A 15,503-nucleotide genomic window follows, 5' to 3' on the forward strand; every position below is an offset into this window, starting at 1 on the left:
GGGAGGGCGCATGACCACCGCACCGGCCGGCCCGCAGGTCGGCACCGGTCCCGGCCCCCGTACGGCCGTGGTGGTCGGCGGCGGTCTGGCCGGCGTCACCGCGGCCCTCGCCCTGGCCGACGCGGGGCTGCGCGTCACCCTGACCGAGGCCCGCCCACGCCTGGGCGGCCTCGCCTTCTCCTTCCGCCGCGGCGAGTTGTCGGTCGACAACGGCCAGCACGTCTTCCTGCGCTGCTGCACCGCCTACCAGTGGTTCCTCGACCGGATCGGGGCCCGCGACCTGGTCACCGTGCAGCGCCGGCTGGACGTGCCGGTGCGCGACGCGGCCACCGGCCGGGTCGGCCGGATCGGCCGCACCGCGCTGCCGGTGCCGCTGCACCTGGTGGCGAGCCTGGCGCGCTACCCGCACCTGTCGCTGAAGGAGCGCGCCTCGGTCGGCCGGGCCGCGCTGGCGCTGCGTGGCCTGGACCCGCAGGACCCGGCGCTGGACGGCGTCGACTTCGGCGGCTGGCTGGCCGGCCGCGGCCAGTCGCCGCGGACCGTGGAGGCGCTGTGGGACCTGGTCGGCGTCGCCACCCTCAACGCCAGGGCGGGCGACGCCTCGCTGGGCCTGGCCGCCAAGGTCTTCAAGACCGGACTGCTCTCCGACCCGGCCGCCGCCGACATCGGCTGGGCCTCGGCCCCGCTCGGCGACCTGCACGACGGCCGCGGCCGCGGCGCGCTGGACGCCGCCGGGGTGCGCGTCCTGCTGCGCGCCCGGGCCACCCGGATCGCCGCGGCGCCGGCCGACGACGGCGGCCCGCGGGGGACTGCCGGCGCCACGGCGCGGGCGGACGGCGCCGGCTGGCGGGTCGACATCGAGACCGGACCCGGCCGTGGCGAGCAACTGACCGCCGACACCGTGGTGTTGGCCGTGCCGCAGCACGAGGCGCACGGCCTGCTGCCGCAGGGCGCGCTGGAAGAGCCGGAAAAGCTGTTGCGCATCGGCACGGCCCCGATCCTCAATGTCCATGTGATCTACGACAGACAGGTGCTCGACCGGCCGTTCCTCGCGGCCGTCGGCAGCCCTGTCCAGTGGGTCTTCGACCGCACCACCAGCTCGGGACTCACCGGCGGCGGCCAGTACGTGGCCGTCTCCCAGTCCGCGGTGCACGACGAGATCGACCTGCCCGTCGCCGAACTGCGCGAGCGCTACCTGCCGGAGCTCGAGCGGGTGCTGCCCGCCGCCCGGGGCGCGGGGGTCCGCGACTTCTTCGTCACCCGCGAGCGCACCGCGACCTTCGCGCCGACCCCCGGGGTCGGCGCGCTGCGCCCGGGCGCGGCGACGCGCCTGCCGGGCTTCTTCCTGGCCGGCGCGTGGACCGCCACCGGCTGGCCCGCGACCATGGAGGGCGCCGTGCGCAGCGGCCTGCGGGCCTCCCGAGAAGCGTTGTCCGCCCTCGGACTGCCGTTCGACTCCGGCGTCCTGGAGGCGGCATGAGTGCAATTGGTGCGACAAGAGGAGAGAACGTGACCGCTGACAGCGTCTCCGCGCTGCTGGAGAACGGCCGCATCCTGACCACACCGGTACTGCGCGCGGCCGTGGCACGCCTCGCCCCGCCGATGGACACCGTCGCCGCCTACCACTTCGGCTGGATCGACCAGGCGGGCCGGCCCGCGGACGGCGACGGCGGCAAGGCGGTGCGGCCCGCGCTCGCGGTGCTGTCGGCGCAGGCCGCGGGCGCCCCGCCGGAGACCGGCGTGCCGGGCGCGGTCGCGGTGGAACTCGTGCACAACTTCTCGCTGCTGCACGACGACCTGATGGACGGCGACGAGCAGCGCCGGCACCGCGACACGGTGTGGAAGGTGCACGGTCCGGCCCAGGCGATCCTGGTCGGCGACGCGCTGTTCGCGCTGGCCAACGAGGTGCTGCTGGAGCAGGGCACGGTCGACGCGGGCCGGGCCACCCGGCGGCTGACCACGGCCACCCGCAAGCTGATCGACGGCCAGGCCCAGGACATCTCCTTCGAGCACCGCGAACGGGTCACCGTGCAGGAGTGCCTGGAGATGGAGGGCAACAAGACCGGCGCGCTGCTGGCCTGCGCCAGCTCCATCGGCGCGGTGCTCGGCGGGGCCTCGGAGTCCGACGCCGACGCGCTGGAGGAGTACGGCTACCACCTCGGGCTGGCCTTCCAGGCGATCGACGACCTGCTCGGCATCTGGGGGGACCCGGCGACGACCGGCAAGCAGACCTGGAGCGACCTGCGGCAGCGCAAGAAGTCGCTGCCGGTGGTGGCCGCGCTGGCGGCCGGGGGGTCGGCGTCGGAGCGGTTGGGTGAACTGCTGGCCGCCGACGCGAAGAATCTGGAAAACGACGCCTTCAGCGAGGAAGAGTTCGCCATGCGTGCGGCGTTGATCGAGGAGGCCGGTGGCCGTGAGTGGACTTCGCAGGAAGCCCGCAGGCAGTACGCGACCGCGATCGCCGCGCTGGACAAAGTGGACATGCCAGACGAAGTCCAACGTAAGCTCGTAGGCCTGGCGGATTTTGTGGTGGTTCGCGAAAAGTAAGCCGATGTGGAGCGCATGACGTCGCCGGTCCCTAACGTGTGACGGCAGACGGCCGCCCCCAACACCGCAGAAGTCTCAACTGCAAAGGGGAAGCCATGACAGCGACGACCGACGGAAGTCCAGGGACGCCAGCCCGTAGGACGCCTTCGGCCAGCAGCGCCTCGTCGCCGGATCCTGTTCCATCCGGCGGAGCCGAGGCGGCGGCGCAGCGTGCCGTGCAGCGCGCCGCAGACCACCTTCTGGCACGGCAGCACCCGGACGGATGGTGGAAAGGCGACCTCGAAACCAACGTGACCATGGACGCCGAGGACCTGATGCTCCGTCAGTTCCTGGGCATCGACGATCCGTCGGTCACGGCCGCCTCGGCCCGCTGGATCCGTTCGCAGCAGCGTGAGGACGGCGCCTGGCCGACCTTCCACGGCGGCCCCGGGGACCTGTCGGCGACCGTCGAGGCGTACGTGGCGCTGCGGCTGGCCGGCGACGCGCCGGACGAGGCCCATATGCAGCTCGCCGCCAAGTGGTCGCGGGCCGAGGGCGGCGTGGCCTCCGCGCGGGTCTTCACCCGCATCTGGCTCGCCCTGTTCGGCTGGTGGAGCTGGGACGACCTGCCCGAGCTGCCGCCGGAGGTCATCTACCTGCCCAAGTGGATGCCGCTGAACATCTACTCCTTCGGCTGCTGGGCCCGGCAGACCATCGTGCCGCTGACCGTGGTCGGCGCGCACCGCCCGGTGCGGCCGGCGCCGTTCGGCATCGACGAGCTGCACGTCGACCCCCGGCGGCCCAACCCGCCGCAGCGCAAGGCGCCGCTGACCTCGTGGGACGGCGTCTTCCAGCGGCTGGACCAGGTGCTGCACCTGTACCGCAGGATCAGCCCCCGGGTGGTGCGGCGCAGCGCGATGAACGCCTGCGCCCGCTGGATCATCGAGCGCCAGGAGGCCGACGGCTGCTGGGGCGGCATCCAGCCGCCCGCCGTCTACTCGGTGATCGCCCTGCACCTGCTCGGCTACGACCTGGACCACCCGGTGCTCAAGGCGGGCTTGGAGTCGCTGGATCGTTTCGCCGTGTGGCCCGAGGAGGGCGTGCGGATGATCGAGGCGTGCCAGTCCCCGGTCTGGGACACCTGCCTGGCCACCATCGCGCTCGCCGACTCCGGCCTGCCCGCCGACCACCCGGCGCTGATCAAGGCAGCCGACTGGATGCTCGGCGAGCAGATCACCCGTCCGGGCGACTGGTCGGTGCGCCGCCCGCAGCTCGCGCCCGGCGGCTGGGCCTTCGAGTTCCACAACGACAACTACCCCGACATCGACGACACCGCCGAGGTCGTGCTGGCGCTGCGCCGGGTCGCCCACCCCGACCAGGCCAGGGTGGACACCGCCATCGACAAGGCGGTCCGCTGGAACGTCGGCATGCAGTCCAGGAACGGCGCCTGGGGCGCCTTCGACGCCGACAACACCAGCCCCTTCCCCAACCGGCTGCCGTTCTGCGACTTCGGCGAGGTCATCGACCCGCCGTCGGCCGACGTCACCGCGCACGTCGTGGAGATGATGGCGGCGCTCGGCCTGGAGAAGGACCCGCACACCCGGCGCGGCATCGACTGGCTGCTGGCCGAGCAGGAGGACAACGGCGCCTGGTTCGGCCGCTGGGGGGTCAACTACATCTACGGCACCGGCTCCGCGGTGCCCGCGCTGACCGCCGCCGGCCTGCCCGCCTCCCACCCGGCGATCCGCAAGGCCGTCGCCTGGCTGGAGTCGGTGCAGAACGCCGACGGCGGCTGGGGCGAGGACCTGCGCTCCTACTCCGACCTGGAGTGGGCCGGCCGCGGCCACTCCACCGCCTCCCAGACCGCCTGGGCGCTGCTGGCGCTGCTGTCGGCCGGGGAGCGGGACAGCGACGCGGTCACCCGCGGCGTCGCCTGGCTGACCGCCACCCAGCAGGAGGACGGCTCCTGGGACGAGCCGTACTTCACCGGGACCGGCTTCCCCCGGGACTTCTCGATCAACTACCACCTGTACCGCATGGTCTTCCCGCTCACCGCGCTCGGCCGCTACGTGCGCGACGAGCCCTTCGGAACCACGCACGTCGCGGCGACCGCGGCGACCACCGCCGGCGGCGTCCCCGCCGGCACGACAGGAAGGGGTGCCTAGTTCGTGGGCCATACCCGACCACCGCTGCTCGTGGTGTGCGCCCTGCGCATCGAGCGGTTCGCCCTGCGCAGGGGCGCGGCCAGGAGCGCCGCCTCGACCGCGGACGCTCCGGACCTCGCGGACACCGTGACCGTGCTGCGCACCGGCATGGGACCGAAAGCCGCGCACCACGCCGTGGTCGAGGCCCTGCACGACCCGAAACTGCACGACGCGGCCGTCGTCACGACCGGCTTCTGCGCGGGGCTCGCCCCGGGCATGCGGCCGGGCGACATCGTCGTCGCCGACGACGGCCACGAGAGCGCGGTGCTGGCCGCCGCGCTCAAGGCCGTCCTCGCCGACCGGGGCCACACCGTGCACACCGGCACCCTGGCGGAATCCGACCATGTCGTGCGGGGCGCCGAGCGCACCGCACTCGCGGCGACCGGTGCCATCGCCGTCGACATGGAATCGGCCGCGATGCGGCGCGCCGCGCTCTCCGAGGGCGCGCACCGCGTCGCGGCCGCGCGCGTCGTCGTCGACACGCCCGAGTACGAACTCGTGCGCGTCGGAACGCTTCGCACCGGGATCATCGCTTTCCGGGTGCTCAGAGATCTTGTTCCCGCCCTTCTCGAATGGCACCGCACTACCGCGCTCCCCTGGAGGTGAGCTAGATGGCCATGCCGCTCCGTCAGACCATCCGTGTCGCGTCGTACCTCTTCGAACAGAAAATGGTCAGGCGCCGCGAAAAGTTCCCGCTCATCGTCGAACTCGAACCGCTCTTCGCCTGCAACCTCAAATGCGAGGGCTGCGGCAAGATCCAGCACCCGGCCGGGGTGCTGAAGCAGCGCATGCCGGTGGCACAGGCCGTCGGCGCGGTGCTGGAATCGGGTGCGCCGATGGTGTCGATCGCGGGCGGCGAGCCGCTGATGCACCCCCAGATCGACGAGATCGTGCGGCAGCTCGTAGCCCGTAAGAAGTACGTGTTCCTGTGCACCAACGCGCTGCTGCTGCGCAAGAAGATGGACAAGTTCACCCCGTCGCCGTATTTCGCCTTCACCGTGCACATCGACGGCATGCGCGAGCGGCACGACGAGTCGGTGGCCAAGGAGGGCACCTTCGACGAGGCCGTGGAGGCGATCAAGGAGGCCAAGCGCCGCGGCTTCCGGGTGACCACCAACTCCACCTTCTTCAACACCGACACCCCGCAGACGATCATCGAGGTGCTCGACTACCTCAACGACGACCTGCAGGTCGACGAGATGATGCTGTCGCCCGCCTACGCCTACGAGAAGGCGCCCGACCAGGACCACTTCCTGGGCGTGGAGCAGACCCGCGAGCTGTTCCGCAAGGCCTTCGGCGACGGCAACCGCAAGCGGTGGCGCCTGAACCACAGCCCGCTGTTCCTGGACTTCCTGGAGGGCAAGGCGGACTTCCCCTGCACGGCCTGGGCCATCCCCAACTACTCCCTGTTCGGCTGGCAGCGCCCCTGCTACCTGATGAGCGACGGCTACGTCCCCACGTACCAGGAGCTGATCGACAAGACCGACTGGGACAAGTACGGCCGCGGCCGGGACGCCCGCTGCGACAACTGCATGGCCCACTGCGGCTACGAGCCGACCGCCGTCCTCGCGACCATGGGCTCGCTGAAGGAGTCCATCCGCGCCGCCCGGGAGACCGTCGCGTCGAACCGCGCCAAGTGACGACCGCGGACGAGTCACCGGCCGGCGCCCACGGGTCCGGCCGGTGGCTCGTCCGCGTACCGTCGGCGGCCACGGACAGGAGACCGCCGATACGCACCCATCCGGCAGGGGAACGAGGTCTGCACATGTCGATGCTGGAGAACATCAGAAGCCCGCGCGACCTGAAGGCGCTGCCCGACGGCCGGCTCGACGAGCTCGCCGCGGACATCCGCCACTTCCTCGTCCAGACCGTGGCCAGGACCGGCGGCCACCTGGGGCCCAATCTCGGCGTGGTGGAGCTGACCATCGCGCTGCACCGCGTCTTCGACTCGCCGGCCGACCGCATCCTGTGGGACACCGGCCACCAGGCCTACGTCCACAAGATCCTCACCGGCCGCCAGGACTTCTCCAAGCTGCGCAGCAAGGGCGGCCTGTCCGGCTACCCCTCGCGCGCGGAGTCCGAGCACGACGTGATCGAGAACAGCCACGCCTCCACCGTGCTGGGCTGGGCCGACGGCCTGGCCAAGGCCAACGAGGTGCGCCACCGCAGCGACCACGTGGTGGCCGTCATCGGCGACGGCGCGCTCACCGGCGGAATGGCCTGGGAGGCGCTGAACAACATCGCCGCCGCCAAGGACCGCCCGCTGATCATCGTGGTCAACGACAACGAGCGCTCCTACGCCCCCACCATCGGCGGCCTGGCCAACCACCTCGCCACCCTGCGCACCACCGACGGCTACGAGCGCTTCCTGTCCTGGGGCAAACAGCTCCTCCAGCAGACCCCGGTGGTCGGCCGCCCCCTCTACGAGTCGCTGCACGGTGCCAAGAAGGGCTTCAAGGACGCCTTCGCGCCGCAGGGCATGTTCGAGGACCTGGGGCTGAAGTACCTCGGCCCGATCGACGGCCACGACATCGCCGCGGTGGAGTCCGCGCTGCGCCGCGCCCGCCGCTTCCACGGCCCGGTGCTGGTGCACTGCCTGACCGAGAAGGGCCGCGGCTACCCGGCCGCCGAGCAGGACGAGGCGGACCGCTTCCACACCGTGGGCGCGATGGACCCGCTGACCTGCGCGCCGCTCGCGCCCTCCGCGGGCCCGTCGTGGACCTCGGTGTTCGGCGACGAGATGGTGCGGATCGGGGCCGAGCGGCCCGACGTGGTCGCCATCACCGCCGCCATGCTCCAGCCGGTGGGCCTGGCGAAGTTCGCCGAGGCGTTCCCCGACCGCGTCTTCGACGTCGGCATCGCCGAGCAGCACGCGGCGACCTCGGCCGCGGGCCTGGCCACCGGCGGCCTGCACCCGGTCGTCGCGGTCTACGCGACGTTCCTGAACCGGGCCTTCGACCAGGTGCTGATGGATGTCGCACTGCACAACTGCGGGGTGACGTTCGTGCTGGACCGGGCCGGCGTGACCGGCGTGGACGGCGCCTCGCACAACGGCATGTGGGACATGTCGATCCTCCAGGTGGTGCCCTCCCTGCGGATCGCCGCGCCGCGCGACGCCGACCAGCTGCGGGCGCAGCTGCGTGAGGCGATCGCGGTGGACGACGCGCCCACCGTGGTCCGCTTCCCCAAGGAGACCGCGGGCGAGGCCGTCCCCGCCGTCGGCCGCGTCGGCGGCATGGACGTGCTGCACACCCCGGCCGACGGTCTCGGCGAGGACGTGCTGCTGGTGGCCGTGGGCGCGCTGGCCGGCGCCTGCCTGTCCGCCGCCGACCTGCTCGCCGGGCGCGGCATCGGCGTCACCGTGGTGGACCCGCGCTGGGTCAAGCCGGTCGACCCCGAGCTGCCGGGCCTGGCCGCCCGGCACCGGCTGGTGGCCGTGGTGGAGGACAACGGCCGGGCCGGCGGCGTCGGCTCCTCGGTCGCCCAGGCGCTGCGCGACGCCGGGGTGGACGTGCCGCTGCGCGACTACGGCATTCCGCAGCAGTTCCTCGCGCACGCCAAGCGCGGCGAGGTGCTGGCCGACATCGGGCTGACCCCGGCCGAGATCGCCGGCGGCATCGGCGCGGCGCTGACCCGTATCGACGCGCGCGCCGCCGTGCCGGCCGTCCGCGGCGGCGACCCCGTACCCCAGGGCAAGGACATGCAAGGAGCAGGAGAGCGATGACAGCGTCCGACGGCACCCAGACGGCGCCGGCGACCGAGCCGACCAAGGGCTTCGACCTGGCGACGCTGCTCGCCGAGCGCGGCGGCGAGCGCTACGAGCTGCACGCCAGGTACCTCAACCACCAACTGCCGCGCATGCTGCACACCATCGGCTTCGACAAGGTCTACGAACGGGCCGAGGGCGCCCACTTCTGGGACGACGAGGGCAACGACTACCTCGACATGCTCGCCGGCTTCGGCGTGATGGGCGTGGGCCGGCACCACCCGGTGGTCCGCAAGGCGCTGCACGACGTCCTCGACGCCGGACTGGCCGACCTCACCCGGTTCGACTGCCAGCCGCTGCCCGGCCTGCTCGCCGAGAAGCTCCTCGCGCACACCCCGCACCTGGACCGGGTGTTCTTCGGCAACAGCGGCACCGAGGCGGTCGAGACCGCGCTGAAGTTCGCCCGCTACGCCACCGGGAAGCCGCGCGTGCTGTACTGCACCCGCTCCTTCCACGGCCTGACCACCGGCTCGCTGTCGGTCAACGGCGAGAGCGGCTTCAAGGACGGCTTCGCGCCGCTGCTGCCGGACACCGCCGTCGAGGTCGGCGACCTGGACGCGCTGGCCAGTGAGCTGAAGCGGGGCGACGTGGCCGCGCTGATCGTGGAGCCGATCCAGGGCCACGGCGTGCACATCCCGCCGCCCGGCTACCTGCGCGCCGCCCAGGAGCTGCTGCACCGGCACAAGGCGCTGCTGATCTGCGACGAGGTGCAGACCGGCATCGGCAGGACCGGCACCTTTTGGGCCTACCAGCAGGAGGAGGGCGTCGAGCCGGACCTGCTGACGGTCGCCAAGACGCTGTCCGGCGGCTACGTCCCGGTGGGCGCCACGCTCGGCCGGGACTGGATCTTCAAGAAGGTCTACTCCTCGATGGACCGGGTGCTGGTGCACTCGGCGAGCTTCGGCTCCAACGCGCAGGCGATGGCAGCCGGCCTGGCCACCTTGTCGGTCGTCGAGGACGAGCAGCTGGTGGAGAACTCCCGCCGGGTCGGCGGCCTGCTGCGCGACCGGCTGGCCGCGCTCACCGACCGGTACGAGTTCCTGAAGGAGGTCCGCGGGCGCGGCCTGATGGTCGCCATCGAGTTCGGCCGGCCCAAGTCGCTGGGCCTGCGCAGCCGCTGGACGATGCTGCAGGCCGCCCGCAAGGGCCTGTTCGCGCAGATGGTGGTGGTGCCGCTGCTGCAGCGGCACCGCATCCTCACCCAGGTCTCCGGCGACCACATCGAGGTCATCAAGCTGATCCCGCCGCTGGTCTTCGACGAGGCCGACGTGGACCGCTTCGTCACCGCGTTCACCGCGGTGATGGACGACGCGGAGGGCGGCGGCGGCCTGATGTGGGACTTCGGCAAGACCCTGGTCAAGCAGGCCGTCGCCAACCGCTGACGGGGGCCCGGCCGGGCCCGACGCGGCCCGGCGGGCTCGGCGGGCCTGGCGGGCTCGGTCCGGTCGGTCCGGTCGGGCTTCGGCCGGCCCGGCTCAGTCCGCGGTGAGGAACCGCTCCTGGAGCAGGGCCCGGCGCGCGTGGCCGAGCCCGAGGCCCTCCTCCAGGTAGCGGTCCACCGAGCCCCAGCGCTCCTCCATCGTGGCGAACGCGGTGTGCAGGTACTCCAGCCGCGCCTCGAACAGCGGCGCGAGCAGCTCGCTCACCACCGGGTCGATGTCCGTTCCGCTGCTGCCGTCGCCGCGCACGACCTTGTAGCGGCGGTGCCGGGCGTTGCTCGCCAGGTAGTCCTCCTCGATCGCCGAGCGCCGCACGCCGAGCGCCAGGAGCACGATCGCCATCGTCGTCCCGGCCCGGTCCTTGCCCGCGGCGCAGTGCATCAGCGCCGGGGCCGCCGGGTCGCCGTCGTCGGCGAGCATCGCCAGCACCCGGCCGTGCTCCCCGGTGCGCTCCAGGACCAGCGCGCGGTAGGCCGCGGTCATCCGGGCCGCCGCCCGGCCCTCGCCGAGCAGTTCGCGCAGCGCCGCCACGTCGCCGTTGCGCACGATGCTCCAGAAGCCGGCGCCCTGCGCGCCCTCCGCGGGGTCGCTGAGCGGCAGGTTGAGGTTGCGGGTGCCGGGCAGCGCGGTGTCCGGGCCCTCCAGCGCGATGTCGTCGCGGTTGCGGAAGTCGAAGACGGTGTGCAGCCCGAGCCCGGCCAGGTACGCGGCGTCGTCCTCGGTGGCGTGCGCGAGGTGGCCGCTGCGGAAGAGCAGGCCGGGGCGCACCCGGCGGCCGTCCTCGGTCGGCAGCCCGCCGACGTCGCGGAAGTTGCGCACGCCCGTCAGCGCGGGCTCCGGCGCCGGCTCCCACGACGGCGACCCGGCCGGTCGCGCCGGTCCCGCCGCCGCTCCCGCTCCCGCCGCCCCGGCCGGTCCCGCGGGGGCGTCCTGGCTCGCTTCCTGCGTCACCTGTGCTCCTTTTCCCGCACCGGCGCGCTCCCTCGCGCCCGGTGCGCTGCGGCTCGTCCCGCGGCCCGGGCCGCCCGTCCGGCAGCCCCGCGCGGCTGGGGCCTGTCGTGTGGATCTCCGCGGCCCCAGTGCCGACGATACGGCAGCGGCGCCGGCGCGCAGGCCCGCGTATTCCGGCTGGCGGCGGGGTGACCTGGTGGGATGAATCACGTCGCACGCCCGCGTCCCTACGGTCGCGTAGGTCGCGGGGTGAGGGGAAAGATGGCGGGACGTGGCTGACAGTTCGCGCAAGGACAACGGCATCTCCGGCAACCCCGGCGCCTCGGACGGGACCCGCGCGCCGCGCGCCTCCGGCGACCCCGGCGCCTTCGGATCGTACACCGCGGTGGGGGACAGCTTCACCGAGGGCGTCGGCGACCCCGGCCCCGACGGCAGCTTCGTCGGGTGGGCCGACCGGCTCGCCCTGCTGCTCGCCGAGAACCGCGCGGCGGCCGGGCCGCCCGGCGACTTCCGCTACGCCAATCTGGCGGTGCGCGGCAAGCTGCTGGACCAGATCGTCGCCGAGCAGGTGCCGCGCGCGGTGGAACTCGCCCCGGACCTGGTGACCTTCTGCGGCGGCGGCAACGACATCCTGCGCCCCGGCTCCGACCCGGACGCGGTCGCGGCCCGCTTCGAGGCCGCCGTCGCCGACCTGACCGCCGCGGTCGGCACGGTGATGGTCTGCACCGGCTTCGACACCCGCGGGGTGCCGGTGCTCGGCCTGCTGCGCGGCAAGATCGCCACGTACAACGCGCACATCAGGGCGGTGGCCGACCGCTACGGCTGCCCGGTGCTCGACCTGTGGTCGCTGCGCTCGGTGCAGGACCGGCGGGCCTGGAGCGAGGACCGGCTGCACCTGTCCACCCAGGGCCACACCCGGGTGGCGCTGCGCGCCGCGCAGGTGCTGGGGCTCACGCCGCCGGCCGACCCGGACGAGCCGTGGCCGCCGCAGTCCCGGCGGCTGCCCTCGGAGGTGCGCAGGGAGAACATCCAGTGGGCGCGCGCGTACCTGGTGCCGTGGATCGGCCGCCGGCTGCGCGGGGAGTCCTCGGGCGACGACGTCGAGCCCAAGCGCCCCGACCTGCTGCCGCTGCGGTGAGCTGACCGGAAACGTCAGCGGGGCGTGCGGTGCGCGGCCAGTTCGGCCCACACCACACGCCCCGTACCGCTGTCCGCCGGCTGCGAGCCCCAGGCCAGCGCCAGCACGCTCACCAGCAGCAGCCCGCGCCCGCCCTCCTCGTCGGCCTCGGCCACGCACGGCACCGGCGCTCCCGTGCCGCAGCCCTGGTCGGCGACCTCCAGCCGGACCACCGCGCCCGCGTCCTTCAGCACGCAGGTGATCTTCTCGCTGTCGGTGTGCCGGACCGCGTTGGTGAACAGCTCGGTGACCACCAGACCGGCGTCGTCCCACACCTCGGGCGTACAGCCCCACTCGCTCAGGCGCGCACGTATGCGCCCGCGGGCGTCCGCCACGGACGCGCTCTGCGCGGGCAGCCGGAAGACGTCACGGCGGCCGAGGTCGCCGACACCCTCCCGGCGGCCGAGCCGGACGGTGTCAGAGGAAGGAACCACCCCGTAACTATGAGGCTCGCCCGGGACACATGGCAAGCGTCGTTCTGTAATTTGCAGAATCGTGGGGAACACGCTGTTCGCGGTCGTGACGACATGACACACTACGTGTCAGTCAAGGGAGTTGGAGGGCAGGCACGTGATGGACCCCCGGCCGGGAGGTGCCCCGACCGTTCTCCGCATGGTGCTCGGCAAGCGCCTCCAGGACCTCCGGGAGAAGGCCGGCCTCAGCTACGAGGAAGCCGGACGCGCACTCGATGTGACGCACGCCACCATCCGCCGGATGGAAAAGGCGGAAGTGGGACTGAAGCTCCCGTACGTCGAGAAACTCCTGATCACGTACGGAATCACCGAGGCCGAGCAGATCGGCGGGTTCCTCGCCCTGGCCCGCGAGGCCAACCGGCCCGGCTGGTGGCACAGCTTCCGCGACGTGCTCCCCGACTGGTTCAGCGCCTTCGTCAGCCTCGAGGGCGAGGCCGCGGTGATCCGCGCCTACGAGCCGCACTACGTCCCCGGCCTGCTGCAGACCCCCGACTACGCCCGCGCGGTGCTGCACGCGGGGCTCCCGCACGCCGCCGCCGAGGAGATCGACCGGCTGGTCGACCTGCGTATCGAGCGGCAGTCCCTGCTCACCCGGCCGGACGCGCCGCTGCTGTGGGTGGTGATGGACGAGACGGTGCTGCGCCGCTCGATCGGCGGGCGCGAGGTGATGCGCGACCAGGTCGCCGCCCTGGTGCGCGCCACCGAGCTGCCCAACGTACGCCTCCAGGTGATGCCGTTCGCCGCAGGTCCGCACCCCGCGATGTACGGGCCGTTCCACATCTTCCGGTTCCAGATCCAGGAGCTGCCGGACATCGCCTACTCCGAAAGCCTGGTGGGCGGCGTCTACTTCGACGATCGCGACGACGTGTCGACGTTCCTGGAGGCCCTGGACCGGATGTGCGCCCAGGCTGCGCCCGCACAGAGCACCAAGGCCATCCTCGATGGCATGCGCAAGGAGATCTGAACCATGGATCGCGTCAGCAATGACGGCATATACAACGGCATGCCCGCCAACCGCCTCGGCACCGACGGCTGGCGGAAGCCGTGGAGCGGCGGGAACGGCGGTTCCTGCGTCGAGGCGAAGAAGCTCAACGACGGCCGGGTGGCGCTGCGGCAGTCGACCGACCCCGACGGGCAGGCCCTGATCTACACCAACCACGAGATCACCTCGTTCATCATGGGTGCCAAGGCCGGAGAAGCGGATTTTCTGCTGTGAAGACGAACCAGGCGGCGAAGGCGAACCCGCCGCAGCGAGTGGAGGACGGCGCGTGACCGAGCAGGGGTTCACCGCGGACCAGATCGACACCAGCCTGCCGCACCCGGCCCGGATGTACGACTACTTCCTCGGTGGCAAGGACAACTACGAGGTCGACCGCGAGGCGGCCGACAGAGTGCTGGCCGCCGCTCCCGAGGTCGCGGTCTTCGCCCGCGCCAACCGCGCCTTCCTGGCCAGAGCGGTCCGGCACCTGGCCCGTTCCGGGGTGCGGCAGTTCATCGACATCGGCACCGGCATACCGACCTCGCCGAACACCCACGAGGTCGCCCAGGCGGTCGACTCCGAGGTGCGCGTGGCGTACATCGACAACGACCCGATCGTGGCCACCCACGCCGGCGCGCGGCTGCTCGGCACCGGCAACACCGGGTTCTTCCTGGGGGACATGCGCGACCCGAGCACCATCCTGGGACACCCCACCATCGGCGAGCTGATCGACGTCCAGGAGCCGATCGCCGTCCTGCTGGTCTCGGTGCTGCACTTCGTCGGCGACGCGGACGACCCGGCCGGCCTGCTCGCCGCCTACCGCCGGGCGCTGCCGCCCGGCAGCTTCCTGGTGCTCTCGCACGCCACCGCCGACTTCCACCGGGAGGAGGCGGTCGAGGTGGCCGAGATCTACAAGAACAGCACCGCGCCGCTCACCCCGCGCACCCACGCCCAGGTGCTGGACCTCTTCGCCGGCTTCGAACTGGTCGAGCCCGGTCTGGTCCAGGTCCACCAGTGGCGCCCGGACGAGGACGCCGCCCCGCACGGCGGCGGCCCGGTCGGCGTCTACGGCGGCATCGGCAAGGTCGCCGGGGGCCCGGCATGACCCAGGAGGGCTTCCCCGCCGAGCGGATCGACACCAGCAAGCCGCACCCGGCCCGGATGTACGACTACTACCTGGGCGGCAAGGACAACTACGAGGTCGACCGCGAGGCCGCCCAGCGGGTGGTCGACGTGCTGCCGGACATGCCGGCCGGCGCGCGCGCCAACCGGGACTTCCTGCAGCGCACGGTCCGCTACCTCGCGCGGTCCGGTATCCGGCAGTTCATCGACATCGGCACCGGCATCCCGACCTCGCCGAACACCCACGAGGTGGCCCAGTCGGTGGTCCCGGACGCCCGCGTGGTCTACGTGGACAACGACCCGATCGTGGCCACCCACGCCGGCGCCCGGATGGTCGGCAGCGGCAGGACCGGGTTCTTCCTCGGGGACGTCCGCAGCCCGCGGACCATCCTGGAGCACCCGTCCGTCGCCGAACTGATCGACTTCGACCAGCCGGTGGCCCTGCTGCTGGTGGCGCGGTGCTGCACTTCGTCACCGACGACGAGGACCCGGCCGGCATCCTCGCCGAGCTGCGCGAGGCGCTGCCGGCCGGCAGCCACCTGGTGCTCTCGCACGCCACCGAGGACTTCCACCGGGGGAGGCTGAACGAGGTGTACAAGGTCTACACGAAGGCCACCGCGACCCTCAACACCCGCAATCACGCCGAGGTGCTGGCCCTGCTCGACGGCTTCGACCTGCTGGAGCCCGGCCTGGTCCAGGTGCCGCTGTGGCGCCCGGACGGCGCGCAGCCGACCGCGGAGGACCTGGCGAAGGTCGGCTTCTACGGGGCGGTCGCCCGCACGTCCTGAGCCCGCGGCCGGTCACGGCGCTCGCCGCGGTGTCCGTCGCGGCCCCGGCCCCCGTTCCCATCCGGAGCGGGAGCCGGG

The 15,503-nt window shown here is 72.7% G+C and carries 13 protein-coding genes and 1 pseudogene; 12 read left to right on the forward strand and 2 right to left on the reverse strand.

From position 1 onward, the window contains the following. The first annotated feature begins 10 nt into the window (after positions 1–10). The 7 genes from hpnE (at position 11) to VSR01_RS32650 (ending at position 9,878) form a co-directional block, all read left to right on the forward strand. Complete coding sequence (gene hpnE / locus VSR01_RS32620) at positions 11–1,480, forward strand: hydroxysqualene dehydroxylase HpnE (protein WP_326452582.1); 1,470 nt, start codon at positions 11–13, stop codon at positions 1,478–1,480. Next, entirely contained in the window at positions 1,477–2,547 is a 1,071-nt protein-coding gene (locus VSR01_RS32625) for a polyprenyl synthetase family protein (protein ID WP_326452583.1), read from the forward strand. The genes hpnE and VSR01_RS32625 overlap by 4 nt, the downstream gene beginning before the upstream one ends. A gap of 95 nt (positions 2,548–2,642) precedes the next feature. Continuing rightward, positions 2,643–4,691 carry a squalene--hopene cyclase gene (gene shc / locus VSR01_RS32630; RefSeq protein ID WP_326452584.1) on the forward strand — a complete coding sequence of 683 codons (2,049 nt, stop codon included), beginning with the start codon at positions 2,643–2,645 and terminating at the stop codon, positions 4,689–4,691. Between the two features lie 3 nt (positions 4,692–4,694). Next, entirely contained in the window at positions 4,695–5,336 is a 642-nt protein-coding gene (locus VSR01_RS32635; RefSeq protein WP_326452585.1) for a phosphorylase family protein, read from the forward strand. Positions 5,337–5,341: 5 nt separating this feature from the next. Next, positions 5,342–6,370, forward strand: a complete 1,029-nt coding sequence (hpnH, locus tag VSR01_RS32640) for an adenosyl-hopene transferase HpnH (protein WP_326452586.1) — start codon at positions 5,342–5,344, stop codon at positions 6,368–6,370. A gap of 125 nt (positions 6,371–6,495) precedes the next feature. Continuing rightward, positions 6,496–8,454 carry a 1-deoxy-D-xylulose-5-phosphate synthase gene (dxs, locus tag VSR01_RS32645; protein WP_326452587.1) on the forward strand — a complete coding sequence of 653 codons (1,959 nt, stop codon included), beginning with the start codon at positions 6,496–6,498 and terminating at the stop codon, positions 8,452–8,454. Further along, positions 8,451–9,878, forward strand: coding sequence for an aspartate aminotransferase family protein (locus VSR01_RS32650; RefSeq protein WP_326452588.1), 1,428 nt, complete (start codon positions 8,451–8,453; stop codon positions 9,876–9,878). Before dxs ends, VSR01_RS32650 begins: the two co-directional genes overlap by 4 nt. A gap of 93 nt (positions 9,879–9,971) precedes the next feature. Here VSR01_RS32650 and VSR01_RS32655 read toward each other — a convergent pair whose 3' ends face one another. After that, positions 9,972–10,763, reverse strand: coding sequence for a tyrosine-protein phosphatase (locus tag VSR01_RS32655; protein ID WP_326453951.1), 792 nt, complete (start codon positions 10,761–10,763; stop codon positions 9,972–9,974). A gap of 508 nt (positions 10,764–11,271) precedes the next feature. On the opposite strand from VSR01_RS32655, the gene VSR01_RS32660 reads away from it, so the two are divergent. Beyond that, positions 11,272–12,024, forward strand: a complete 753-nt coding sequence (locus VSR01_RS32660) for an SGNH/GDSL hydrolase family protein (RefSeq protein ID WP_326453952.1) — start codon at positions 11,272–11,274, stop codon at positions 12,022–12,024. Positions 12,025–12,038: 14 nt separating this feature from the next. Here the strand turns inward: VSR01_RS32660 and VSR01_RS32665 are convergent, their stop codons facing one another. After that, a complete protein-coding gene (locus VSR01_RS32665) occupies positions 12,039–12,497 on the reverse strand; it encodes an ATP-binding protein (RefSeq protein ID WP_326452589.1) in 459 nt (152 codons plus the stop codon). A gap of 178 nt (positions 12,498–12,675) precedes the next feature. Between VSR01_RS32665 and VSR01_RS32670 the strand changes: the two genes are divergently transcribed. The 4 genes and pseudogenes from VSR01_RS32670 (at position 12,676) to VSR01_RS32685 (ending at position 15,425) form a co-directional block, all read left to right on the forward strand. Next, a complete protein-coding gene (locus tag VSR01_RS32670; RefSeq protein ID WP_326452590.1) occupies positions 12,676–13,500 on the forward strand; it encodes a helix-turn-helix domain-containing protein in 825 nt (274 codons plus the stop codon). Positions 13,501–13,503: 3 nt separating this feature from the next. After that, entirely contained in the window at positions 13,504–13,752 is a 249-nt protein-coding gene (locus VSR01_RS32675; protein WP_326452591.1) for a DUF397 domain-containing protein, read from the forward strand. A 52-nt stretch (positions 13,753–13,804) separates the two neighbouring features. Further along, the gene (locus VSR01_RS32680; protein ID WP_326452592.1) at positions 13,805–14,620 is read left to right on the forward strand and encodes an SAM-dependent methyltransferase; all 816 of its coding nucleotides are present in this window, start codon (positions 13,805–13,807) and stop codon (positions 14,618–14,620) included. Then, a pseudogene (locus VSR01_RS32685) lies at positions 14,617–15,425 on the forward strand (SAM-dependent methyltransferase). Before VSR01_RS32680 ends, VSR01_RS32685 begins: the two are co-directional and overlap by 4 nt. The last annotated feature ends 78 nt before the right edge of the window (positions 15,426–15,503 follow it).

The organism is Actinacidiphila sp. DG2A-62 (assembly GCF_035825295.1).
Taxonomy (GTDB): domain Bacteria; phylum Actinomycetota; class Actinomycetes; order Streptomycetales; family Streptomycetaceae; genus Actinacidiphila.